The organism is Providencia stuartii (assembly GCF_029277985.1).
Classification (GTDB): domain Bacteria; phylum Pseudomonadota; class Gammaproteobacteria; order Enterobacterales; family Enterobacteriaceae; genus Providencia; species Providencia zhejiangensis.
Genome location: NZ_CP119546.1, coordinates 1345368 through 1371849 on the forward strand (window position 1 = coordinate 1345368; position 26482 = coordinate 1371849).

Genomic DNA, 26482 nt, shown 5'->3' on the forward strand with positions numbered 1-26482 from the left:
AGTAAAGGGAAGGGGTGATCGAAACATACTCATTTTATGTAGGGGTTGGTTCTTCAGTGATTTGATTCATTATATGATAAATCGCTATTTTTATAATTGTATTACTTGGTTGTATCATTATGTATGATCGTGCTTAAAAATAGCACGTGAAATATAAAAGTAAGCCGAAATGGAAGATCAGCTTACTTTATTATTTTTTAACTAGTCTTGAATTTTGATTTTTTGATCGTCCATAGAGACGATTTTCCCAGCGGTGATTTTGCAACGTTTACGCGTTTCTACCACGCCATCAACTTGAACTAAACCTTCAGCGATCATCGCTTTAGCCATTGCGCCACTTTCCGCCCAGCCTTCTATTTTCAGCAAATCACACAATTCAATGTGTGGGTGACCTTCAAGTTTAAAAATATCCATGACAGCTCCCTGATTAAATTAAATATCGTGATACTCTTCGCACGCTTGTAACGTATTTTGGATTAATGTTGCGACTGTCATCGGCCCTACGCCGCCAGGAACGGGGGTGATCCAAGATGCATGTTTTGAAGCTTCATCAAAGTCAACATCTCCTGTCACTTTACCGCTTTCAAGGCGGTTAATACCGACATCAATCACGATGGCGCCAGGTTTGACCCATTCACCGGGAATAAAGTTAGGTTTACCGACAGCAACAACTAATAAATCCGCATTGCGGACGTGTTGTTCGAGATCTTTCGTAAAACGATGGGTTACTGTGGTTGTACAGCCAGCAAGCAGAAGTTCTAAGCTCATTGGGCGACCAACAATATTTGAAGCACCAATAATAACGGCATTTAGACCATAGGTATTAATACCACAACGATCTAATAGGGTAACAATCCCCCTTGGTGTGCAAGGACGCAGACGAGGTGCGCGCTGGCATAGACGACCAACATTATACGGATGGAACCCATCAACATCTTTATCTGGATGAATGCGCTCAATGACTTTTACGTTATCAATACCTGCTGGAAGCGGTAATTGAACTAAAATACCATCAATTTCAGGGTCTTGGTTTAAATCATCTATCAGTTTCAGGAGTTCTGCTTCTGTGGTTGTATCTGGTAAATCATAAGAACGAGATAGGAAACCAACTTCTTCACAAGCGCGACGTTTGCTACCAACATAAATTTGTGAAGCAGGGTTTGCACCGACTAAGATAACTGCAAGACCAGGGGCGCGTTTTCCTTGTTCTATGCGTTGTTGTACTTTTTGGGCAACTTCCTGCCGAATTGTCTGCGCAATCGTTTTCCCATCAATAATTTTTGCTAACATCTGTGACTTAATCCATAAATGAGACTTGGGGATACCTCTATTTTGTCAGAAGTTCGCGTTAATGTCAGTTCTATCTGTAACATAAAATGAGCAGATAGTTATTTTAGTAGAGAAAACTCATTGACTCAGCGCGTAGCAACCGTATAATCCCACGCTATCAGCCAGATAGGTTGAAGCATTTTTCGATGCGCCCTTAGCTCAGCTGGATAGAGCAACGGCCTTCTAAGCCGTAGGTCACAGGTTCGAACCCTGTAGGGCGTACCATTTCGATGTTCCCCGATTTTACTAACTCCCTTAAAAACTTAAAATAAATCAATGAATTAGTTTTATTACCCTATATTTAGGGTGACTTAGCCTATTGAAATCTACGTATGTGTGGGCATAATTAGAAAGAATGATTGATTAGCCACTGCGGTTTTTGCTCAAAAGAGTCTAATCGCTAAGACAGATAAAGTGTTCAAATTAAAGGGCAGCTGGCAATCTTTTCCTTCACAAGGGGAATTTTACCAATAAATAACTGCTTTTCTATTGAATTCTAAGCTTTTTATATACCGCAAGAATAACCTTCAAAGCTCTTATCGTTAATGATCTTTTTACAATAATTTGTTAAATTTATGAGTATAATAGCGTAATAAAAATACGTACTTTTAAATATATACATTGAAATCTTTTGCTCTAAGTAAATTTACCTATGTTATTTTCAGCCTATAAAAATCGACAATATTAACAATAAATCAACATGATTATAATTAAGAATGACTCACAGCATATTAGTAGATTAAAGGTGTAAAATTAAATGAATAATAAATATATAGCGTTAGTTGTACCGTTAACTTTTTTTATATCTTTTGAATCCTCAGCATTTGACAAACAAGAGTACAATCCTGTTGTGTTCAACATGGCAGAGTTATATGACTTCAATCCAGTCAAAGGTAATGTTAAAGAAATAAAATCAACGGTTTATAATGAAGATAAGACTATCAACTATGAATCAAAATTAAAAATTGGCCGTGATGGTTGTGTAGAGAGTTTTAGCTTAAATCAGAAAAAAGATGAGTACCTGAGTGGTCTTCATAATTACCTTTTTGTAGAAAGAGTAAAAAATAAGTTAATAGGTATGGATGCTAATGGGCCAGTAGAAATGACCATAGGTAATAACTGTGAGATAATATCAAGGAAGGACACTAATGGTGAATTGATATATCAATACAATAAAGATGGTTTTATTACCGGTTCAATACTGGCTGACACCAAAGAAAAATTTGGTGAAAATATTTACAATGAGTTTAAATTACCTATCGCAATAAAATATTACAAAGGTGATGATGTCATTTCTGAAACTAGAATCACCTATGGTAAAGATATGAGCAAAGCTTTTGACCATTTAATGGAAATCCGGGCTTTAGGTCAGACTATATTGCAAGTCGATTCTAAGTGTCATTATGATCATCAAAATATTCCATCTCAATGTAATTTTGTTCTAACGCTCGACTCGAATGGTAAGAAGATCCATCTGAAAAAAAACAGTACCACAAAGGTGACGTTCTATTGAGCTGCGGGTGATGACAAAGCCTATAAAATCTGGCGATATAATTAGCGGAGTGTTGATTAGATAGGCTTGTCAGCGATGTTAAAATATTAACCGCCTTTAAATGCGTGATGCGTGTTTGAAGTTCACAGCTCGTTTAGGCCGCTTTCTTGAATAATCGCTATTTTTCGTCAAAGACGTAGTCTAGTACTCTCGGAGATAGGGCTAGATTTTCATATCGGTACGCACAGTATGTTGCTGCAATTAGCTATTGGCATTCCCCGCTTAGATCAATACCAAAAATCAAATTAATTCGATGAATTGGCGTAATGGAAGTATGCGTGGTGGCGAAAATGTAGGACAAACACTGGTAGTTTAAATTTTTCAGATCCCAGTTTGTTATTCGATGCTGTTATTCAGTGGCTTGGTGTGGGCCTTATGAGTCAATTACCCGCCTACAAGGCATGTGCAATAGGACCGTTATTCCCTTTAACTGAACAGCGTATTATGGGAGCTAACTGGGCATGGTTAATTCATCAAGAAAGTGAAAATCATCTCCTAACAAAAGTATTTTTCCAGTGGATAACAACTCAATTGGCACTATGCGATAATGAATCTAATACTTGATGTCATCACTTGGAATAAGCAATAAGAGAATATACAGCAATGGAATAGCTGTTTATGAGCCGATTGCTCGAATCAATTTTATCAATAATAGTGTTAACTCAAATTCAGTTTGAGGGCTATTACTATTTGCTGTAAAAATAAGATATACTTCCTGATTATCAATGGTTTACCCAAAAAAGATAAAGTTATTTACCTTTTAGACATCTTTCTCTCTCTTAGCAAATAAAACAAAATGATGATTAAGATCGATGACAAGAATTATTGAAGTAGTACGCTATGTTAAAAATGATAGATAGTGACGGTTAGATTAAATCTAAGTTAATTAAGATATATCCGATAAATTTGTTTTCCTATGGTAATTAATAGATATAAATAAAGCCATCATTATATGTTTTATTCATCTTGCTCCTATGTCAAATTTTTATCAAATTTTTGTCTGGGTTTAATCTGTGAAATAAGAGCTAAGTCACTATAATGCTAGCTTTCTGTGAGAATCAATATCTAAATTAAAATTGATGACACTCGTTTTTTTTATACTGCGAATTAAATTGGAATTATTGGTTTTTATTCTAAATTTATTTCGTTATATAGCGCTTTGTTTTAGTTTAATCTTGGACAATGATAATCAGTATGTTTGCAGATTATATATTTACTATATACAATAAAAAATCTTTAAAGATATCATTAAGTACAATTTATTTGTGCAGTATTAATTATAACTTTTAGGATCAAAATGAAAAAACATATTCTACCAATTACTCTACTTAGCGCTGCTACACTGCTAGTTACAGGCTGTAGTTCAAATAAAGATATGTGGGGCGAATTCGCCAATATCTTGACTGATTCTAGCTCTATTGTTAAAGAATCAGAAGACTGGGAAGCGTATAGCATAAAAACAACCCAGCAAGGTGTTGTTTACAGTAAGGCGAATTCAGCGGATCAGCAATTTGTCAGTCATAAAATGGATGCTGAATATGCGGATGCGGTGAATCGTTTATCTTCGCCTTTTGCCAGAAGTGATAAAGCCAAAGATAAATTGGCTAAAGAAAACCAAGGCTATCGTTTTAAATATAATGAAATCATGGTGGTTAAGGATAAGAAATCATCAAACACACTTGGTTATTGTGTGAATTATGATTCTGATCGTATGGAGAATGGCCAAGTAAAAGCGGTCAAAGAAGAAGATAAGATCAGAAAGCAATTTATCTATGTTGCTAAAGATAAGCCTCTATCTGTCACGACAGTGAGTGGTGACTTTATTAAAGTCATGTGCGGTGAAAATTTTTATAAAAAATACCAGTCATAATTTTGCTGACAGGTTAAGGGTATTTAGAAAAATAATCTAAATATCCTTGTTCGTATCTAAAATGCGTTAGGCGGAAAAATTTCCCCTAACTCATAGAAATCGTTTTAAGTGATAAAAACCATATTCAGTATATGGTTTTTTTGATGTAGAGAACAATCAACGTAGGAGTAATAAGCGGCTTGTCGAGAATAGTCCGGTGGGCGTTCTGACAGGAATGTTATAGTGAAACAATATCGGTATTGAAATTACTATTGATATACGCCACTTGTGCTGGAAATCGAGTAATATCCCTTTAATAATTACGGTTATTTTAGTATCAATATTATTCTTAACATAAGGCATGGTACAAAGGATTTATTTTAAATAAGCAAATAGTTGATGATGGCCTGCCTTTATCTAAAGATTGATATTCCCTCTCTGTTTCAAACAATACCTTAAAACAATGCCTCAAAAAAACGCAAAAAGCTCAATAAATAAACGGTAGGCAAAAAGAGAATTGCTACCGTTTATTCGTGTATTTACTTAATGATGACTCTTATTCAACTTCCTCATGAACAATTTCATGAGAATATCCATGGTTATTCATTAAACAATCAGCATAAAATTAAAGCGTCCCAATAAAGGATTTAAGTATTTACCCCTATAGAAGGGAGGCGGATTGTATTTATGTGTTCAGTGATAGATATCGTCAATTTAATCAGCAAGAATGAGTGAACGCTTATTTCAAATCTACATAGCAGTGATCGTTTTATAAACATTATGCTATTAAAAATAATACCTATGTTATTTTTAAGGTTTATTTTGTTTGCTTATTTTTACATGTTTATGTGAATAAATATTTAATCATAGTGATTTATAATTTATTTGTTGTATCTCGTTAAGGTTATATTCCTCATAAACTCTTAATGCCTAATTTATCAGGCTTTAGTTTGGATAATTGCTCGGATTTTATTCGGAAATATCCTGTCGTTATATCAATTTCATTATTTGAATAAACATTCAATAAAATATTTTTTAACAAATAAATTTAATTTTATTTAAATTTGGAATACAATTGCATTACAAATATTATTAAGTGATGACTATATTTCGATATATAGTTTGTCTGTGGAAAGGATATTTAAATGGCAATAACGAGAAGAAAGTTTCTTATCGGCGGGGCTGTTGTCGCTGTAGCTGGCGGTGCAGGAATTTTAACGCCAATGTTAACGCGTGAAGGTCGATTTGTTCCAGGTACACCGAGACATGGTTTTGTTGAAGGAACTCCCGGAGCACTACCTAAGCAGGCAGATGTTGTCGTTATTGGTGCCGGTATTTTAGGCATTATGACGGCAATTAACCTTGTTGAAAGGGGATTGTCTGTTGTGATTGTAGAAAAAGGAAATATCGCGGGAGAACAATCTTCTAGGTTCTATGGCCAAGTTATCACTTATAAAATGCCTGACGAAACATTCCTCCTTCACCATATTGGTAAACAGCGCTGGAGAGAAATGAATGCAAAAGTCGGCGTTGATACCAGTTATCGTAGACAAGGAAGAGTGGAAGTACCTCTTGATGAAGAGGATTTAGAAAATGTTAAAAAATGGATTGATGCAAGAAGCAAAAATGTTGGTTCCGATATTCCTTTTAAAACCAGAATGATTGAAGGTGCTGAACTAAATCAACGTCTTCGCGGAGCTACATCGAATTGGACTATTGCTGGTTTTGAAGAGGATTCCGGTAGTTTAGACGCTGAAATTGCAACCTTTGTGATGGCTGATTACGCTAAAAAGATAGGCGTTAAAATCTACACAAATTGTGCGGCGAGAGGTTTAGAGACCCAAGCAGGCGTTATCTCTGATGTTGTGACAGAGAAAGGGGCAATAAAAACCTCACGAGTCGTTGTAGCAGGGGGGGTATGGTCTAGACTCTTTATGCAAAATCTTAATGTTGATGTTCCAACATTACCTGCTTACCAGTCTCAACAATTAATCAGTGGTTCACCTACTGCGCCAGGTGGAAATGTCGCTTTACCGGGCAATATTTTCTTCCGCGAGCAAGCAGATGGCACTTATGCCACTTCTCCGCGTGTTATTGTGGCTCCGGTTGTCAAAGAATCCTTTATTTATGGATATAAATATTTGCCATTACTGTCAATGCCTGACTTCCCTGTGCATATTTCACTAAACGAACAGTTAATTAACTCGTTTATGCAGTCAACACATTGGAATTTAGACGAGGTTTCGCCGTTCGAACAGTATCGAAATATGACTGCACTGCCAGATATCCCTGAGCTAAATGCTTCACTCGAGAAGCTGAAAACTGAATTCCCTGCATTTAAAGATTCTAAGCTTATTGATCAGTGGAGTGGTGCTATGGCGATAGCGCCGGATGAAAACCCAATCATTTCACAAGTTAATGAGTATCCAGGCCTCGTTATCAATACGGCGACAGGTTGGGGAATGACAGAAAGTCCAGTCTCTTCAGAAATTACCGCAGATCTTCTGCTTGGTAAAGAACCTGCATTAGATGTGAAACCATTCAGTCTTTATCGATTTTAGATAAAACTTATTTGATGATGGCCCTCTTTATGAGGGCTTTTCTACTCATACTCAATGATAATTTTATCTCTAGATGTTACTTTGGGCACCAATGCGTTTATTGATGTTTGATTGTGACAAGATGGATTTGCTATTTTAAGAATCGGATCAGTTAAATCGGGCGATATTTCAACCGATCCGTGAAATATAATAGTGACTATGTCGTTAATGACTCGCTTTTTACCGTCTCGACCTGCTCAAGTTTTTCTTTTTTTCGCAATTCAATTTTGGCAACAATTTCTGCATGCTTTTTATCCGTCAGCGGATAAAAGCAGATGATCACAAATGCGAGTAACATGAAAATACATGGTACAAGTGCAATTGACATACGTATGCCAAAAATAACATCTGGTGTTTGTATTTGATTGGCAATATAACCGCTGTATTCGAGAATAAAGGCAGGAATTGACCCTCCAATGGCTTGGCCACATTTGCGAGTGAAAGAGAATAAAGAATATGTTAGGCCCTCAATGCGAATACCTGTTTTATATTCTCCGTATTCGACAGTATCAGCCTCTATTGCCCATAATACGGTAACGACGATCCCCATCCCAATGGATGCTATTGTATATGAGGTAAGGGCAATCATTGGTGGATATATCGAGAGATAATAGAAGGTCAAATAACCGAGGATGGCTATCATCCCACCGATTAGAAATGTATTTTTTTTGCCAAAACGAGCAACGAGTATAGGCATGATTAAGGCTGAAGTGATTGCACCAAATATCCCTTGAACTAATGAAATAATAGGGAATAAGGTTACGTCATTGAGGACATATCGAACATAGAATAGAGATGAAGCACTGACGGTAAAACCTGAAATGAGCACACATATTGTGGCTGAACATAAGATCATTAATGCTTTATTTTGTTTTATCGTATTTAAGCTATTTTTTAGTGATGGTTGAACGTCAGTTCTAACAATAATTTCTTTGGTAGATTTAAAACAGACAAAATAGAGCCCTACACCAAAGAAAGCTAAGCCTAATGTCACGTAAAAATAGACCTTTTCCATCTCAATTGACGCTATATTAGCGCCAGCACTTGATACAAAAGGAGTAATTAAAAGTGTCAGGAAGATACCCGTAACGGCTCCCCCAATACTTCGGGCTGCACCTAATCTGGCACGGGATAATGGTTGTAGTGTCATCGCCGTAGCAAGGGAACCATAGGGAATATTGATTAGACTATAGCAAACACCTAAGGCCATATAAGTGACATAGGCATAAATGACCTTATCGCTATGAGCCCATTCGGTTGGAACACTAAAAACCAGCACGCTGAAGAACATTAATGGGGCAGAACCAAATAAGATGAAAGGCCTAAATTTCCCCCATCGTGTATGCGTTTTATCAATAATACGGCCAGCGGCAACGTCAGCAAAAGCATCAAAAACTCGAACAACCAGTAACATGGTACCTGCTGTTGCGGCACCAATACCGGCGACATCGGTATAATAACTGAGTAAAAACATTGCCCCCATAGCAAAGGCAAAGTTATTGGCAACATCTCCTAGGCCATAACCAATAATTGAACGCCAAGAGAGTTGTTGATTCATTGTTTTTCTCCTTGAAAAGGTTTTTGCCCATAATTCATTTCACTCCACCGTTTTTTTAATAAATAAGCTGCGCCTTTAGGTTTTCTGTCTCGAGTAAAAATCCCTTTTCGATTACCTCCGGCACGCCAAACACCTTGTGCGGTATGAAAGTCAGCAAAGTTCCATACCTGTTCGCCAGTAACCGCTTTAACGCGATCAAAAACGCGGTGGTACATTGCCAACCAAGCAGATTGGAACTCTTCGCTCCACATATCGGTATACATGGAATGCAGTCCGGGCAGGGTATCGACCCCATACTCCGTGATAATGATGGGGCGATGAAACTTCTCTTGCCATTGTAATAATTCAGTTTCTAGTGCTTTTTCGGCGCGTTCTAAATCGCCACTTTTTAGGTACCACCCGTAGTAACGGTTTAGGCAAATAACATCAAAAAGATCCATAATCATGTCGTTTTCAATGTCTCCAGACATGGCATTGACATAAGTAATGGGTCTAGTGGGATCAAGTTTGCGTGTGGCTTGCACTAATGGTTCAAAGTATGCTCTAGCGCCTTTGGCTTGGCAGTCTGGTTCGTTTGCTATACTCCACATGACGACGCTAGGATGGTTTTTATCGCGGTTGATGAGCTCTTGTATCGCTTGTAAATGGGCTTGCTGGGTTTCGCTATTGACGGTTTCATCACTGAATAATACGGGGGGTTTCTGACAAACATCGGAGCTAACACCAAGAGTTAAATTAAGTCCGACTGCTGCCACTTCATTGATGATGATAATGCCGTGTTCATCTGCCCAATCAAGCATTTCTTCGGCATAGGGGTAGTGGGAGGTACGATAAGAATTGGCGCCAATCCAATTCATCAATGCATGGTCATGTACCATAAACGTATAATCAAAGCCTTTTCCGCGAATATCCGCATCTTCATGTCGCCCAAACCCAGTAAAATAAAAAGGTTGATGATTAATTAAAAACTGCTCATCTTTTATGTTTAATGAGCGAATACCGATTTTTAGAGGGTATTCATCATAGTGATTTGCATCATTAACGAATATTTTCAAGGTATAGAGGTAGCCATAACCCGGCTGCCACAGATGAGGTGAGCTGAGTTGCAATACACCGTGTTTGCCATTCCCAAAAGCAACGCATTTTTTATCTTGATCGTATAACTCAATGGCGACTTCACCATTAGCGATGATTTCCCAATGAATTGAGGCTTGGCTTTTATCATCGGATAGCTCAGTGACGATAATGGCATCGTCGACAAATACTCTTGGCGTGCTATAGAGCATGACGCTACGATGGATTCCGGCATAGTTAAAAAAATCATGGAAATAAACTTGTGTTTTTTTGCCATTTTCGTCACGAGTCACTATGCCAGGAGGAATGGTTTGCCATGTAAGTTCATTACTGACACAAACGGTAATTCGTACTTTTTCATTTGTTGAAACTAAGTGGCTAATATCAGTTTCAAAGGGGGTATAACCTCCTTGATGTTGGATTAGGAAATGGTCATTTAGCCATACCATGGCATTATGTGTTACGGCATCAAATCGTAAGATGATTCTTTGATGTTCCCAACCTTTTGGAATGTAGACTTCGCGCTGATACCAAACATTTCCGACATAATTACGAATAGTGTTATCCGCAAATTGGTCGTTAAAACTCCCCGGTACGGCAATGGTTCGGTGGTCAGGCAGAGGAAATTTCCACCACTGTGCGGTAATACCGAGATCTGCTGTATCTAAACAAAATGACCAAAGGCCATCCAGTTTTTTGATCTCTCGGGTTGATGTTTCAATAGGGCGTAGCATTTTATTATTTCCTTTCGAATAGGATGGAATAAATTTGGTTTATCAATTTTGTTATTTGGTTTACCAATTTTTAGGTGTGCGCTATGAGGAATACAACTATGAAAAATGAAAAGAGGTAAAATTTGATGAGTGGATCATGTATTAAAAAAAAATCATTAATATTATGTGGAATAAATCACAAATAATTAAACTTTTATTTAAAGATGAAGTTTATTAATAAGTGGTTTTATTATTTAATTTCTCTATAAATTATCGTGATTTTAATAAATTTGATTGAATTCATTAAAGAGGTTTTTGTCTGTATCCATTTGATATTTAAATGTATTATTTTTTTGTTTTTGAAGCGGAAGATCATAAGAGTATGATGTTATGAGTTCTTTTTTAGTATTATGGTTTATTTGAGTGTTCACTTATAAAATATGACTAAATAGCTATGATTAAATTTAAATAGGCTGCTATTCTGATAGGGTTTATCGCTAAGTGTTTAATGTATAATTGGTTAACCAATTATATTCAGGGACTAGGTCAGGCATGATTCGTTGAGTGGGACAGTGCGCCCATGTCAATTTTTTAAGGAAACTTAAAGTAGGCGTGGTTTTAGTCTGTCACCGAGACTAGAGTGAACATCTATCCTTCTTATTCCTGTTAGTGCTATTAGTGACGGCTTATATTGGCTGTTTTTACTGATTACGTATTGTATTTTGTATTAGGATAAAGTGAATTAGGTGTTAATACGTAATAAGTTGCTAACTAATAACAAAAAATAAGTGCATGTGTGTTATCTGGCTAATCTTTAGTTTATCTTGTTCATTATAAACTTATATATTTCAGGTAGATATAAGGAAAAGCTAATGAATAAGAATGCAGCAATAAAATAGATATTAATGGCCTCCACTGTAACTGTAGTAAAGAGTGTTGCAACCGCGAGAATGGTGACAATAATACGCCGGCTATTTGCCGTCATTGCATTAGACAATTCACTAAAAAATGATTCAATAACTTTAAACATAACAATTCCTTTTTATAGTTCCGCGATGAGTGTATATGATTTAAATAAAATATTGAAGCTTTTATTAGCTATTCGTGCTATTTAATATTAAAATCACTTATCAGAATTGTTGTTTTTTAGCACATTTAACTCAAATGATGGGTAAAATGATTTATAATATTGATAATTACATTAAGGTATGGAACTTTAATTACACATTCTGTTTTATTACCTGATGCATAATTTATTTTAATCGATTGATTTGAAAAGAAATTGTTATTTGATGTAATTTTTTAGTGTGTTGCTGTGGCCTATTTTCATGAAAAAATACAAATCAAACAATTAAGTGTTACTACCTAGTGTGTTTTAACTATTTAGAAAGTGATTAATATCACAATTATTTTATTATGTTTAAATACTTTGTCTATTTAATATAAGTATTCTATTAATGACTGTTTAGAGAGGGGATTTTAAAACAGCATCGTTAATACATAGCTGCTTTATTTAAGATAAGTTATAATTTTATGCGGTTATTGGTGAGTCCACATTGAAAAGAAAAGATAATAGCTAAAAGTAAGCGTAAACGAAAAGGGTATTCACTTCGTTATAGCGAGTGATTTTTATGTGGTTTTAAAAGTACAGCACGGCATTTTAACACTATTCTGATTGATTATTACAATCAATGTTATTATTGTAATGTTTTCGATAACAAGGAACAGATTATGCCATCTATTGATATGACAGAACTATTAGGCTACTCCATTGCTTCTAGCATAAAAATGGTTTGTACGCCATTTGAGTTCTTTTATCAAACCAATATTATTGGTGATGTCAGTGCGTTGTTAACACTATTCTTCGTCTATTAATTTTGATGTTAGCTTAAGTATTATCATTGATGGTGAAATTTATTTATAAATTTTACCCAATCAATGACTATATTATGGTTTTTTGTGGTTTGTTTCTAATAAAATCAATTGTTTGTGTTTTTTCTTTCCTCTTTTCTCCGCCTTGTCAGCGTTGTAAGACTGTCATTTATTTTTAATATAAATTGATCTCTTGGCTATCTTATTAAATAAAGCATTTTGATATAGATTATTTTTGTGTGGAAAATCACAAAAAATAATTATTTCTCATTGTTGAGTTGTTTTCAATGACGATATATTGTTAGTTTTCTTGTAAGTGATTGTGGGCTTATAAATATATTAATATAAAATATTAATTATATTATCTTGGTTTATATTTTGATAATAATTTACTTTTGTGCTCCTATTAAAATCATTATTCCACAATTAGATGGAATAAATAGAATCTGCTATTTTTGAAAAAGATAGTTAACTTATTTAAATATGAGGGTAACCATGTCTGAAACGATATTTCCTCAAGGTTTTTTGTGGGGAGGAGCAATGGCAGCGAATCAAGCTGAAGGTGCTTATAGTGAAGGAGGGAAAGGCTTAAGTACCGCAGATGTTATTCCTTATGGAGAAAAAAGGTATCCCATAAAAATCGGTAGAGAAAAACGGTTTCAGTTACAAAGAGATGAATATTATCCTAGTCATGATGCCATTGATTTTTATCATCAATATAAAAGTGATATTGCTTTAATGGCAGAAATGGGGTTCTCGGTTTTTAGAACTTCAATTGCATGGAGTCGGTTATTTCCACGAGGTGATGAAACTACGCCAAACCCAGAAGGTATTGCTTATTATCAAGCCGTATTTAATGAATGCAAAAAATATCATATCGAGCCACTGGTTACCCTGTGTCATTTTGATGTGCCGATGCACTTGGTGATTGAATATGGCTCATGGCGTGAACGTAAGATGATTGATTTTTTCACAACTTATGCCAAGGCCTGCTTTGAAGCTTTTGATGGTTTAGTTAAATATTGGCTCACTTTTAATGAAATTAATTTATTACTTCATACCCCCTTTTCGTCTTCTGGATTATGGTTTGAAGCAGATGAAAATATTGAGCAAGTGAAATATCAGGCTGCCCATCATCAATTAATTGCAAGTGCATTAGCGACTAAGATTGCTCATGAAGTTAACGCCAAAAATCAAGTTGGCTGCATGTTAGCGGGCGGAGGTTATTATCCTTGGTCTCCTAAACCGGCTGATGTGTGGGCGGCAATGGAAAAGGATCGTGAAAACTTGTTTTTTATTGATGTACAGGTACGTGGTATTTATCCTGCTTATGCCCAACGTATTTTTCGTGAAAAGGGGGTTTCGCTGGAAATAGTGGAAGGAGATGAGCAGCTTCTTAAAAATACAGTGGACTTTGTGTCTTTCAGCTATTATGCCTCTCGTTGCGCTGCATCGGATATGGAAAGAGATGAAAATCAGTCAGTTAACGCTGAAAAATCATTGACCTCTCCCTATATTCAACATAGTGATTGGGGGTGGGGGATAGACCCTTTGGGATTACGGCTAACAGCGAATATGCTTTACGATCGCTATCAAAAACCGTTGTTTTTAGTTGAAAATGGTTTAGGGGCTTACGATAAGCTTGATGAAAACGGTGAAATTATTGATGACTACCGAATTGACTATCATCGAGCACATATCCAAGCATTAGCGGAAGCGATTGCGGATGGTATACCGGTTATGGGCTATATTTCATGGGGGTGTATTGATCTGGTTTCTGCCTCTACGGGGGAGATGAGTAAACGATATGGATTTGTGTATGTTGATAAAGATGATCATGGAAATGGCTCATTAGCCCGAATACGTAAAAAATCCTTTTGGTGGTACCAGAAAGTAATACAGACGCATGGTCGAGAGTTAGAGTAAATTACACTTTCTTATATTTTGTAGATAAAAAAAAGAGTCCCTTTAGGGACTCTAACTAAATGAAATCACTACTACATGATTTAATTTACAGCGGTATTATGGTTATTTTCTTCACTACTATATCATACATGATGTCAGATTTACTTATACTTGTAGCAACTTTAAAGTGCCAAGTGAGTGAATTCGATGTCTAGAGCGCTCATTTATCATGCGTTATCTTTTTCACTCTTTAATATACGCTTCTTGGTGAGAGGCTCGTGATTAACTTCATTGAATTATTGTTTGGCAATAATTTCGCTATTTTTTTACTTAGGCATTATTTTGCATAGCGTGTTTGTAAATTGGTTGTATCTTTATCTGCTATGATATAAGCATGCCATGTTATCAATATCATAATATTTCTGTGATTGAATGATCAGCTGTCATCACTCATCCCTTATCTGGATACTAATGTACAATATAATTTGGATGATAAAAATGTGATCTATGTATCAAAATACATTTCAAGTGTTAATATTATTAAGTTAACTTACACTGACTTATGCTAAATTTTCTTTTAAATTCAATTTGTTGATTTTTTATCTCTGTAATAAATCGACATGAATTGAAAGAAATCAACAATAACCAAGAGAATTCGAAGATAAGGGTAATGGTGTATAAACACAGAAAAAATTAAATATTGTTAATAATTTTATCTGTTATTGCTCCCTTCTTTATTAGGTCTTTCGTGACAGAATTGATTCCAGATAAAATTGAAATTTTCACTAGGAAAAATTTTATCTGAGCGATCAATTAAAGGGATAGAAACGACGTTTCTTCCATCTTTATGCATATACGTTTTGACAAGAAACCTTTTATAACTAAAAGAATTTTCACTTTTAAAGATAAGAACTTCACCACATACATACCCAAGGATACCATGATCAAGAGTTTCACGAATTTCATAGTAATTCACATTTTTATACTCAGCCGTTTCTGGAAAAGGGAGGAAGTCCTCTACAGCCTTTTGCGATTTTTTAACGATATCAAGATCTGGGGTATAATTAGCCATCATACCTCCAACAAATGATCCTCCAGCAATAAGAGCAATAATTAAATATGAAAATATATTCTTTTTCATGGCGTTACTCTTTCTATATTATTATAAATAATAGTTACTTATGAATTAGGCTATTTTAAGATAGCATAAGTAGAAGGGTATTTATATGAAGATGTAATAACAATGCTCAAATAAAGACAAAGAGTTACAATTTATAATAAATTGTTATGGTTAATTTAATTAAAATAATTAATTTTATTTACTGGTTTCTTATTTTAAAGTTAATGGGAATGCGAATAATAAATTAAAAGTAGGAAAATTAGCGATTGTTTTTCATTGTGTTAGCCATATTAATAGCTTCTATTAATTGTGAGCGATTAACTCTATCATTATTACTATCTAGTAATTGTTGCCATAAGCTAATTGCTTTTTCATAATTCGCATTCATAAATGCATCTGAAGCTAATAACATTAAGGCGGTAACTTCATTTTTATCAATTGATAATGACTTATCTATCATTTTTACGGTCATCTCCGTCATTTGTTGCCCTGATTGATAATAAAGGACTGTCGCAATAGCTGAATAAAGTTGTGCATTTTCTCCTGTATATTTCAGTGCTTGCCCATAGGCTATTAATGCATCTTCATAATTATTTTGATAGAGGTAGTATTCACCGAGAATGGCCCAAAGCTCCCCATTTTTAGGTGACTTACGGATATTATCTTGTAGACGTGCAAGATCACTTTGCTGTTGTTGTATTGGTGTCAATAAATACAATGGGTCAGCAGTGCGTTGATATTCTTTATAATTTTCACTAAAACGCGGCAATAAAAAATAACCCGAAACGGTGAAAAATAAGAGTAATAAGAGGGTGAAATTCAGCGAAATAGGCGATAACAACCATGAACCGCTATTTTGCGATACTTTGAATGGAAGTTCAGATGTCAGCTGTTTTGATAACTGACATTGCGGTGAGGCGGGTTGAGTAATGACGTCTTGATAATGTCTTTTAATCTTAGGGAGGCTGCTTTTATATCGATAATAAATTAGGATTATTATCAATATAAAAGCGATAAATGGCGATAGCCACAATACTAGCGTCCCTATGCGCAGGGGCGGATTGTAGAGAACGAAATCACCGTAGCGCTCAGTCATAAAAGCGAGAATTTCTGCTTCTGTTTTGCCTTCAGCAACCATTTTGTAAACTTGATGGCGCATGCTAACAGCGGTAGGGGCATTGGATTCGAGCAGATTTTGGTTTTGGCATTGTGGGCAACGTAATTGTGACGCTATTTGTAATGAAACAGATTGTTGCTCTTGGTGAGTAAATTGCCAAGTATCTACGATATCAGCTTTTGCAATATAGGTGACCATGAACAGTAGAATGAATAAAGGGGTGTAGTGTAATTTAAACATGCTTAGCTCTTCCTTTTATCCAACCCCAAAAAAGTCCAATGCACATGATCAAAGCGCCACCCCAAATCCATTGAACACCATCTTGCACATAAAAGCGTAGTGCATAACGGTTATTTCCTGTTTTTTCGCCTAAAACGGCATACCAGTTTCGTATCCATCCCCAATGCATACTTGGCTCAATCATGAGTTGTTTTCGGGCGGTATAAAATCGACGTTCAGGCATAAGCGTACTGATTAATTTATCTTTTTGAACAACAGTGATTAAGGCCTTTTCTGTTGTGTAATGAGATTGCGCCTCAAGTTGTAGCTGTTGAAACGTAAACTGATACCCTGATAGTGAAATAGAGTGCCCTAATGTCATATTTGCACTAACTTCTTGTTTACTCACTGTTGAGAAAGCAATACCTATAGCGAAGATAATGACACCTGAGTGTGAAATTAAGGAGGATAATTGGCGCTGTATATCTCGAAATGGTCGCAACCACAAAAGAAGCAGTAATGCAGCCATGATAGCCATCATACTGGAGAACAGCTTTCCTTCACGCCAAAAATACAGCGTAATGCCAATCGTACAGATAATAAGGAGAGATAAACGCCAGTAAAAAAATCGAGGAGATATTTTTGGGTAATGTAGCGCCCAAGCGCCAATAACTGCGAGCATTAATAGCCCAAAAGGAAATAAAGCGTGATTAAAGTAAGGTGAGCCAACAGATATTTTCCCCCAGCCAAACATGCTGTAGAGCATTGGATATAGGGTACCAAGGAGTACGATACATAAGACCACCACAAATAAAATCAAAGATAATTGTAAATAGATTTCTCTTGTCGTGAGTGTAGTTTTGGCCCGTGATGGTAAGGTTTGAGCTTTGCTACTGTAAATAAATAAGGCCACCATACTCATGATTATAAATAGCAAAAATAGCGGTAACGCACGAACATTATCAAGGGCAAAGGCATGTACTGAAACGAGTATGCCTGAACGGACGATCAGTGTACCAAGTAGTGATAAAATAAACGCCATAATTGCCAACATCATTGACCAGTGGCGGAAATTTCCTTGTTTTCGTGATGCAGATAAGCTGTGTAGTAGGGCGGTTGCTGCTAGCCATGGTAATAATGAGGCATTCTCGACAGGATCCCAAAACCACCAGCCACCCCATCCCAATTCACTGTAAGCCCACCATGAACCGAGTGTGATACCTAAAGTTAATATGCACCAGCTTGGTACGGCCCAGCGCCAGCAAAGCCATGCAATGGTTTGACTAAAATTACCCGCAACAAGAGCCGCTAAGACTAATGAGGTAACGACCATGAGACCACTATAACCAAGATAAAGTAGAGGAGGATGTAAGATCAGCCCCCAATGCTGCAACATGGGGTTGAGATCACGCCCCTCAATCGCAGGTGGAAAAATCCGCACAAAAGGATCGGAGTAAAAGACGATAAACCACAGCAATGCCGCGGTCATGGCTGACAGGAATATTAAGGCTAGCGCAAAAAATGGATGTTTTTGTTTACGATATCGCCAGGCAACAAGTAAGTTCCAAGCAGATAAGAATAACGCCCATAATAACAATGAACCCTCATGTCCGCCCCAAACCGCGGCTATTTTGATAGCCATTGGCGATAGACGATGGCTATGTTGAGCGACATAGACCACAGAAAAATGGCTTTCAATAAAGCTGATGGTAAGACAAAGAAAGGCGATAGCTAAAAAAATAAATTGTAAAGTGGACCAAAAGACGCCTAATTTTACGGAATTAGGCGTCTTTTTATCGTAACCAACCAACCCAAACAAGGTATGGAAACTGGCTATACACAGTGTTAGCAGTAAGCTAATAAAGCCAATTTCAGGGAGTATCAGTTCCAATGAAGCACCTTGTTTATGTTGATTGTAGTGATTAAGCGACCGTCAATTGTCCTGCATACAGTACGAAGAATCGCAGTAAAAAGACACCAATGAGACTAGCACTGCTGATTAAAATAACCCGAGATGCTGTTTGGCTTTTATTCACCCATTTTTTCAAACTCAAAGGGATAATAAAACCTATTCCTACGACACCAATCCAAAACCACCATGTCCAAAAACCACCACCCAATGCGGCAATTAGGGCGCGCATTTTGCCATCATCCCCAAGTGCTAAACCGATAAAAAATGCTGCCAGCAAAAAGATTTCTAACCAAACGACAAAGCTTTCAACGCGATGTAGAAAATGAGCTTCTTGGTTGTGGATATTTTTACGGTAGCGTAACGCTAAGGCTATCAGTGCAACAGCAATGCCGGATGAAATCCCTGAAAAGAGAAATAATGCAGGCAAAATAGGATTGTTTAAGAAAGGGTATGATTTTAAAGCTGAAAGTAAGAATCCCGTGTAGGCTCCTAACAATACTGCTAAGACGAGCATGGTGACTTCAATCACGCGCATGGCGGGTGTAAATAGGGGGAATAGCCGTTGGATAAAACCCAAACGGGGTAGCCATTTTTGTTGCAATTCAACTAGCTCAGATTGAAAAACGTTGGCTAACCACACGATGAGCACAACCATATACACTTGGAATAACATAACCCCCATCGACATCACAGAGGTTGGGCTATAGTGGAACATCAATTTCCAGAAAGTCCAAGGTCGGGTTAAGTGGAAAATCAAAATCAGTAAACCAAGAATGATGGTCGTTGGTGCAAGTAATAAAGTGGCTCGCATTAGCGTGCTGTTACTCGTCGCTTCGGAAGGGTAAAAGTGACGTAATAAAATGGCGAGTACCACTAACCCCGCTGAAATCCCAATTAAAAAGAGATAAACAGCGATTGGCCAATCCCAGACCAGCGATTCAAAATGGAAAGCAGAAGCGGTTGTCATTGGCTCACCTCCCCATACTTAAATGGAACTCGATAGACTTTGGGTCGAGTACCAAGTGCAATTTTATAGCGATAGGTTGTTTTTTGGCGGAGCATGATTGCAATATCACTGTTTGGGTCATCCAAATTACCAAAAATGAGCGCTTTTGTTGGACATGCTTCAACACAAGCCGGTTGTTGACCTTTTTTCAAATTGGTTTTACGGCAAAAGTCACATTTATCGGCAGTTTTATTAACAGGATGAATAAAACGTACTCGATAAGGGCATGCCGCAATGCAGTATTGGCAACCGACACACAAGTCTGGATTAACATCGACAATACCGGTTGTCTTATCGATAAATGAGGCCCCTGTCGGGCAGACATCGACGCAAGGGGCATGCTCACAATGTTGGCATGAATGCCTAAAGAAACGATATTTGATATCAGGAAAGTGGCCAATTGGTTCACTACGGATAATCGTTAATCTTGAAACACCTTCAGGCACGTGATTGACTTCTCGGCAAGCGTCCATACAAGCTGTACAGCCAATACATAAGGCTTCATCATGAATCATGCCATAGCGTAGCCCATTAATTTTCATTGTATTTGCTAGAGTATGGACCGTCGTCCCTCCAGACGCAGCTAACACTCCTGCATAGATAATAAATTGACGACGCGAACAACTCATGGCTGCTCCTTACGCAATTTTACCGCCGCTGGATTGAAATCAGGGTTGTTGCGTTGCTCTGAGTGGCAATCAACACAAATTGTTATGCGTCCTTTGTCATTGAGAACCTTCATCGTATCTTGTTTTGGATGAAGATCATGGCAACTTGCGCAGGCGACTTTGGTCACATGCACATCATGTGGCCAGAACGCTTTTTGTAGCTGTTCGGGTAAATGACATGATAGGCAAACACTATTTTGTTGCTCCACGCTATACATAGGGTGGTTGAAACGCATGACATCTTTCGCCCCTTCACGATGGTGAGGACCTGGATTGCCATGGCAGTTAGTACAGGTCACTGGAAGGTTATTGTTAGGATTGATGACGGATGCGTGAGTTCCATGCATACCCTCTTTGTCGGGTTTATGGCAATCCAAACAAGCAGCATCGGGATTACGTTGCTGAGTGACAACCCAGCGTTCACCATTCTCTGGTGTGGATGGTGTCGCTGCGGATGCGGCAATGCTCCATAACAAGCCTGACGCCAGCACCCCAGCAGTTAATAACGAACGTAGTACGCTCATATTGACTCCATTGTTATGCCGCCACTTTGCAGAGGCGGATTGCGGTTATTGGCTTAGCAGATTGTTTTTACGAGCTTGATCATCCCACTCCGGTACAATGGTTTTCAAAAACTCTTGTTTTTCAGCATTGATTTTTTGCATATCCAAACCAATTGCCTGTTGGGCTTTTTCTTTGGTTGAAATATCAGGAATAGCAATTTCATGGGTAACGCCTTTCGCACCTAACAAGCGCACCAATTTAGTCCGTGCATCGGCAGCTTTATTCATCGCTCCACCTAGCATACGTAGGCCTTCATCAGGCGCATGCATATGAATACCATGAGACGCAATCGCGAGGTCCCAACGCCATTGAGCATGGCGAATATCAGCTAAAATAGGTGCCATTTCTTTTTCTGTCGCACCGGCATCCCAAGCTGCTTTGGCTTCAAAGTGGGCATGCACGAGTTGATCTTCCACTTTGATTTTCATCTCTTGGATCGCTTGTTTACGCTCAGCGACAACAGCTTGTAGCGCTTGTTTGCTTTGGGTATGGCAATTACGGCAGGTTTGTTCAAAGTTATCGAAAGGGTTTCCTATTTTGTGGCTGGTATAGAGTTCACCTTTTTCATTTTGCAATTTAGGCATATGGCAGTCGATACAGGTGACGTTATTTTTTCCGTGAATACCTGCACTCCATGTTTCGAACTCAGGATGCTGTGCTTTTAGCATGGGGGCTTTTGACAGTGAGTTTGTCCAATCAGAAAAACCGATATTGTCATAATACACTTCCATGTCTTCTACTTTGGTACCGTTATCCCAAGGGAATTTGACGGATTTATTGTCTCCTGCAAAGTAATATTCGACATGGCATTGACCACACACCATAGATTGTTGTTCGAAACGGCTCGCGTGCTCAAAAGGCTTTCCAATGGTTTCCATAGCTCTTGCGGCATAGGGACGTGTGAGTGTAAGCGCAGGTTTACCTTGAGCAAATTCAGGTGAGTCAGTTTTGTGGCAGTCAGCACATCCTAATACATTAACGATTTCGGGACCGCCTTTTGCCCATTTACCATGGAAATAGTTATCTTCGCCTTGTTCTTGAATCAGTCTTGCAACATCAGGACTTTTGCAGCTCCAACATGCCATAGGAAGTGGGCCATCTTGTGCGTTTTTAGGTGCCCCAGTTCTTAGTGTCTCACGCACATCAATGAGTGCGTAAGCATGACCGCGAGGCTTGTTGTAATCACGAGAAAAAGGATAACCAGCCCAAAGGATCACTAAGCGTGGATCCTCAGCAAGAGCGTCTTCACGTTGTGCTTGCTCAGAGGTTGCACGCCATGAATGATATTGATCAGGATGTGACTGAGCAAAGGACTCATTTTTGGTATTAATGGTTGATGATGCTTCCTTTGATTCTGTTTGTGCGTGGATAGAGTTACTAAATAGAAATATTCCTGCAAGCAAACTCAGTAAGCACAGAATACTATTTCTTATCTTTGCCATAAGGGCCTCGAGTGATGTAAGCCAGCCATCCCATTGGCTGTAATATTATTATTTATAAGTGATGGCAAATAGATGATTGCCATCATGACATGCCTAGTTAATAGCTCTAGCAAATAACCACACTCAAAATATTGTTTTTGATCAAAGCTAAATTTATTAAAAGAAGTGTGATTAAGATAATGTGAGTAATATCTGATCATGGATGTAAATTAGGAAAGAAAACATGAAACAGTCTAAAATAAAAAGAGGTATTAAGCCGTTAAGATTCATTCTCATTATCAGCGATAATAATGAGGGCGATAATGCGTTGTAAATGACAGTGTTCAATGAGTCGCAAGGCTTTCGATTTATAGAATGAAAAATAAAATGTGCATTAGTTCTAATATTTTCGATATGAAAAGAATAAAGAGAACTGCTCTTGTACCTCTTTGGTGGTATTTCTATCTGTTATAGATATGAATATTTCATGAAGGTTTAGGTTTAATTTGGTTTACCCTATTTAAAAAATGTTAATAACTTTTTACTACTCTAAATAATATAAGGGTTAGTCAGCAAGTTACCTAATAAAATTCAAAATACTTTCCAAGTAAACTATTTTTTTTCAATTAATATAATAATTAATGTTACCTACTTAGTAGTATGTATTTTTATACCCTCAGTCGTTAATATTTGTCATTAATACACATATAAAATTTGCGGTTAATTTTCAATTTTTGCATTAATTTTGTTTGGGCAATGTTAAGGAAATCAACATGGTTGATATCACCCGTCGGGGAGTATTAACAGGTGCGTGGCGCAGTGCGACGCCTGTTGTTCGACCGCCATGGAGTGGTAGTGAAGATCGCTTTATTGAAAGTTGCATTCGTTGCAACGAATGCCTTACACATTGTGAAACTGCAATTCTCGTTTCCGGCCCTGGCGGTTATCCTGTCGTTGATTTTTTACAAGGGGAATGCACATTCTGCTATGCCTGTGCTACCGCGTGCCCTGAACCAATATTTCTGCCGCAAACGTCTCAGCCTTGGGATATTTCCATTTCTATTGCTCAAACCTGTCTGGCCTACCGTTCTATTGAATGTCGACGTTGCGAAGACAATTGTGAGCCGCAAGTGATCTCTTTTCGTCCATCACTGACTGGAATCTATCAGCCCAAGATTGATAAGCAGGGTTGTACAGGTTGTGGCGCCTGTGTTGCCAGTTGCCCTGTATCAGCCATTACTTTGGAGCATGAAAATGCACAATAGCTGGCAAGTATGTAGTTTGATTGTACAAGTAAAATATGAACAGGCTTGCACTGTGACGACGGCTTTGAATCAATTGCCTGGTTGCGAGGTGGCGATTAGCTCACCTGAAACAGGCAAATTGATTGTTGTTGTTGAGTCAGAACACAGTCGCACTCTGATTGATACTATTGATTCAGTACGCAATGTTGAAGGCGTGCTGTCTGTTTCGCTGGTTTACCACCAGCAGGATGAGCAATGTGAGGAAAATGATGAAACTCAGTCGTCGTAGCTTCATGAAAGCCAATGCTGTTGCGGCCGCTGCTGCGGCGGCAGGTATTGGTGCACCGAGTCTCGCTAAGGCAGTCGTCGGGCAACAAGAGGACATCAAATGGGATAAGGCGCCTTGCCGCTTTTGTGGTACAGGGTGCGGTGTACTTGTAGGAACCCAAAATGGCCGTATAGTGGCGAGCCAAGGCGATCCAGAAGCGCCGGTTAATCGGGGTTTAAACTGCATTAAAGGGTATTTCTTACCTAAAATTATGTACGGAAAAGACCGTTTGACTCAGCCATTGCTGCGTATGAAAGACGGTGAATATGACAAAAATGGTGAGTTTACCCCTGTAACTTGGGAAAAAGCCTTTGATGTCATGGAAGAAAAACTCAAAACGACATTAAAAGCGCGCGGCCCTGAAGGCGTGGGTATGTTTGGCTCCGGTCAGTGGACCGTGTGGGAAGGTTATGCAGCCTCTAAATTGTTCAAAGGGGGGTTCCGTTCTAATAATTTAGACCCGAATGCACGTCACTGCATGGCTTCTGCGGTTGTTGGCTTTATGCGTACTTTCGGTATGGATGAGCCTATGGGTTGCTATGATGATATCGAGCAAGCCGATGCATTTGTGCTTTGGGGCTCAAATATGGCAGAGATGCACCCTATTTTGTGGTCTCGGATCACCAATCGCCGCTTATCTGACCCAAATGTGCGTGTTGCGGTTCTTTCTACCTTTAAACACCGTAGTTTTGAATTGGCGGATAACGGCATTGTGTTTACGCCGCAATCTGACTTAGTGATCCTGAATTATATTGCTAACTATATTATTGAAAATAATGCGGTTAATCAGGAATTCTTTGATAAACACGTTAATTTACGCCGTGGTGCAACGGATATCGGTTATGGCTTACGACCCACTCATCCTTTAGAACAAAGTGCCAAAAACCCAGGTTCAGATGCTTCAGAACCAATGACATGGGATGAGTATAAGGCATTCGTTGCTGACTATACGCTAGACAAAACCGCCGAAATGACGGGAGTTCCTAAAGATCAGTTAGAAGCATTAGCTAAACTGTATGCTGATCCAAACATAAAAGTAGTCTCTTACTGGACGATGGGCTTTAATCAGCACACTCGTGGTGTTTGGGCAAATAACCTTTGTTATAACTTGCACTTATTGACCGGAAAAATCTCACAACCAGGTTGTGGTCCTTTCTCATTGACAGGACAGCCATCAGCATGTGGTACGGCTCGTGAGGTAGGCACTTTTGCACACCGCTTACCCGCAGACATGGTCGTAACCAATGAAAAACATCGTGAGAAAGTCGAACAAGTTTGGCAATTACCCGCTGGTACGATCCCAGAAAAAGTGGGGCTACATGCGGTAGCGCAAGATCGTGCATTAAAAGACGGTACACTCAACTTCTATTGGGTAATGTGCAACAACAACATGCAAGCTGGCCCAAATATTAACGAAGAACGCATGCCGGGTTGGCGTGATCCGCGCAATTTTATCGTCGTTTCAGACCCTTATCCGACCGTGAGTGCTATCTCTGCTGACTTGATCTTACCGACTGCAATGTGGGTTGAAAAAGAAGGTGCTTATGGTAACGCAGAGCGTCGGACACAATTTTGGCGTCAACAAGTTAAAGCGCCAGGCGAAGCAAAATCTGACCTGTGGCAGATGGTGCAATTTTCTCGTCGCTTTAAAACAGAAGAAGTGTGGCCTGAAGAGTTACTGGCTAAGAAACCTGAATACCGTGGTAAGACGCTTTATGATGTTCTGTTTGCAACCCAAGCCGTTACTCAGTTTCCGATTTCAGAGTTGGCAGAAGACCAATTAAATGATGAGTCGCGGGAACTCGGTTTCTACCTGCAAAAAGGCTTATTTGAAGAGTACGCAAGTTTTGGCCGAGGCCACGGTCACGACCTTGCACCATTCGATGACTACCACAAAGCACGTGGTATCCGTTGGCCTGTGGTTGATGGTAAAGAGACACAATGGCGTTATAGCGAAGGGCATGACCCGTATGTCAAAGCTGGCAGTGGCTACCAATTCTATGGCAAGCCCGATGGCAAGGCGGTCATTTTTGCTCTGCCATTTGAGCCAGCCGCAGAAATACCAGACAAAGAATATGACTTGTGGCTATCGACGGGTCGAGTATTAGAGCATTGGCATACAGGTAGTATGACGCGTCGTGTACCAGAGTTACATCGTGCATTTCCTGAGTCACAAGTATTTATGCATCCATTAGATGCGAAAGACAGAGGGTTGCGTCGTGGTGACAAAGTGAAAGTCGTTTCGCGTCGTGGTGAGGTGACGACTATCGTTGAAACACGCGGGCGCAATCGGCCACCGAAAGGACTGGTGTATATGGCCTTCTTTGATGCATCTCAGTTAGTGAATAACTTAACGCTAGATGCTACCGATCCGCTTTCAAAAGAGACGGATTACAAAAAATGTGCCGTTAAGCTAGAGAAGGTGTAATTG

General features: G+C 38.4%; 20 protein-coding genes and 1 tRNA gene. 10 read left to right on the top strand and 11 right to left on the bottom strand.

Annotation, left to right across the window (positions count from 1 at the left end):
- Window positions 1-201 precede the first annotated feature (201 nt).
- Together ybcJ and folD are read right to left on the bottom strand one after the other, a co-directional pair.
- Window positions 202-414 carry a ribosome-associated protein YbcJ gene (gene ybcJ, locus P2E05_RS05775; protein ID WP_154623452.1) on the bottom strand — a complete coding sequence of 71 codons (213 nt, stop codon included), beginning with the start codon at window positions 412-414 and terminating at the stop codon, window positions 202-204.
- 18 nt (window positions 415-432) lie between these two features.
- The gene (gene folD, locus P2E05_RS05780; RefSeq protein WP_154623451.1) at window positions 433-1290 is read right to left on the bottom strand and encodes a bifunctional methylenetetrahydrofolate dehydrogenase/methenyltetrahydrofolate cyclohydrolase FolD; all 858 of its coding nucleotides are present in this window, start codon (window positions 1288-1290) and stop codon (window positions 433-435) included.
- 187 nt (window positions 1291-1477) lie between these two features.
- On the opposite strand from folD, the gene P2E05_RS05785 reads away from it, so the two are divergent.
- The 5 genes from P2E05_RS05785 (at window position 1478) to P2E05_RS05805 (ending at window position 7291) form a co-directional block, all read left to right on the top strand.
- Window positions 1478-1554: transfer RNA gene (locus P2E05_RS05785), tRNA-Arg, on the top strand.
- Window positions 1555-2086: 532 nt separating this feature from the next.
- The gene (locus P2E05_RS05790; RefSeq protein ID WP_154635574.1) at window positions 2087-2842 is read left to right on the top strand and encodes a YnfC family lipoprotein; all 756 of its coding nucleotides are present in this window, start codon (window positions 2087-2089) and stop codon (window positions 2840-2842) included.
- Window positions 2843-3256: 414 nt separating this feature from the next.
- The gene (locus P2E05_RS05795; RefSeq protein WP_247047827.1) at window positions 3257-3445 is read left to right on the top strand and encodes a hypothetical protein; all 189 of its coding nucleotides are present in this window, start codon (window positions 3257-3259) and stop codon (window positions 3443-3445) included.
- A 733-nt stretch (window positions 3446-4178) separates the two neighbouring features.
- Window positions 4179-4751, top strand: coding sequence for a hypothetical protein (locus P2E05_RS05800; protein WP_154622038.1), 573 nt, complete (start codon window positions 4179-4181; stop codon window positions 4749-4751).
- A gap of 1124 nt (window positions 4752-5875) precedes the next feature.
- Window positions 5876-7291: an NAD(P)/FAD-dependent oxidoreductase gene (locus P2E05_RS05805; protein WP_276123048.1), complete on the top strand. Its 1416-nt coding sequence runs from the start codon at window positions 5876-5878 to the stop codon at window positions 7289-7291.
- A gap of 196 nt (window positions 7292-7487) precedes the next feature.
- Here the strand turns inward: P2E05_RS05805 and uidB are convergent, their stop codons facing one another.
- A complete protein-coding gene (uidB, locus tag P2E05_RS05810) occupies window positions 7488-8888 on the bottom strand; it encodes a glucuronide transporter (protein ID WP_154622916.1) in 1401 nt (466 codons plus the stop codon).
- A complete protein-coding gene (gene uidA, locus P2E05_RS05815; protein WP_272657932.1) occupies window positions 8885-10696 on the bottom strand; it encodes a beta-glucuronidase in 1812 nt (603 codons plus the stop codon). Before uidA ends, uidB begins: the two co-directional genes overlap by 4 nt.
- Before the next feature lie 1710 nt (window positions 10697-12406).
- Between uidA and P2E05_RS05820 the strand changes: the two genes are divergently transcribed.
- Complete coding sequence (locus P2E05_RS05820; RefSeq protein WP_154635554.1) at window positions 12407-12550, top strand: hypothetical protein; 144 nt, start codon at window positions 12407-12409, stop codon at window positions 12548-12550.
- 492 nt (window positions 12551-13042) lie between these two features.
- The gene (gene ascB, locus P2E05_RS05825) at window positions 13043-14473 is read left to right on the top strand and encodes a 6-phospho-beta-glucosidase (protein WP_251463798.1); all 1431 of its coding nucleotides are present in this window, start codon (window positions 13043-13045) and stop codon (window positions 14471-14473) included.
- A 691-nt stretch (window positions 14474-15164) separates the two neighbouring features.
- Here ascB and P2E05_RS05830 read toward each other — a convergent pair.
- The 7 genes from P2E05_RS05830 to nrfA form a co-directional block, all read right to left on the bottom strand.
- Window positions 15165-15593: a hypothetical protein gene (locus P2E05_RS05830; protein ID WP_163860855.1), complete on the bottom strand. Its 429-nt coding sequence runs from the start codon at window positions 15591-15593 to the stop codon at window positions 15165-15167.
- A 238-nt stretch (window positions 15594-15831) separates the two neighbouring features.
- The gene (gene nrfF, locus P2E05_RS21915; protein WP_163860856.1) at window positions 15832-16929 is read right to left on the bottom strand and encodes a heme lyase NrfEFG subunit NrfF; all 1098 of its coding nucleotides are present in this window, start codon (window positions 16927-16929) and stop codon (window positions 15832-15834) included.
- Window positions 16922-18799, bottom strand: coding sequence for a heme lyase CcmF/NrfE family subunit (locus P2E05_RS05840; RefSeq protein ID WP_276123049.1), 1878 nt, complete (start codon window positions 18797-18799; stop codon window positions 16922-16924). The genes nrfF and P2E05_RS05840 overlap by 8 nt, the downstream gene beginning before the upstream one ends.
- A 31-nt stretch (window positions 18800-18830) precedes the next feature.
- The gene (gene nrfD / locus P2E05_RS05845; RefSeq protein ID WP_154622024.1) at window positions 18831-19787 is read right to left on the bottom strand and encodes a cytochrome c nitrite reductase subunit NrfD; all 957 of its coding nucleotides are present in this window, start codon (window positions 19785-19787) and stop codon (window positions 18831-18833) included.
- Window positions 19784-20455: a cytochrome c nitrite reductase Fe-S protein gene (nrfC, locus tag P2E05_RS05850; protein ID WP_154622025.1), complete on the bottom strand. Its 672-nt coding sequence runs from the start codon at window positions 20453-20455 to the stop codon at window positions 19784-19786. The genes nrfD and nrfC overlap by 4 nt, the downstream gene beginning before the upstream one ends.
- Window positions 20452-21018, bottom strand: a complete 567-nt coding sequence (gene nrfB / locus P2E05_RS05855; RefSeq protein WP_154622026.1) for a cytochrome c nitrite reductase pentaheme subunit — start codon at window positions 21016-21018, stop codon at window positions 20452-20454. The genes nrfC and nrfB overlap by 4 nt, the downstream gene beginning before the upstream one ends.
- 45 nt (window positions 21019-21063) lie before the next feature.
- Window positions 21064-22500: an ammonia-forming nitrite reductase cytochrome c552 subunit gene (gene nrfA, locus P2E05_RS05860; protein ID WP_163860859.1), complete on the bottom strand. Its 1437-nt coding sequence runs from the start codon at window positions 22498-22500 to the stop codon at window positions 21064-21066.
- Between the two features lie 752 nt (window positions 22501-23252).
- Between nrfA and napF the strand changes: the two genes are divergently transcribed.
- The 3 genes from napF to napA are packed head-to-tail and all read left to right on the top strand — an operon-like array spanning window position 23253 to window position 26479.
- A complete protein-coding gene (gene napF, locus P2E05_RS05865; RefSeq protein WP_154623884.1) occupies window positions 23253-23744 on the top strand; it encodes a ferredoxin-type protein NapF in 492 nt (163 codons plus the stop codon).
- Window positions 23734-24012, top strand: coding sequence for a chaperone NapD (gene napD, locus P2E05_RS05870; protein ID WP_195848175.1), 279 nt, complete (start codon window positions 23734-23736; stop codon window positions 24010-24012). Before napF ends, napD begins: the two co-directional genes overlap by 11 nt.
- A complete protein-coding gene (gene napA, locus P2E05_RS05875) occupies window positions 23993-26479 on the top strand; it encodes a nitrate reductase catalytic subunit NapA (protein ID WP_247047581.1) in 2487 nt (828 codons plus the stop codon). Before napD ends, napA begins: the two co-directional genes overlap by 20 nt.
- Window positions 26480-26482 lie beyond the last annotated feature (3 nt).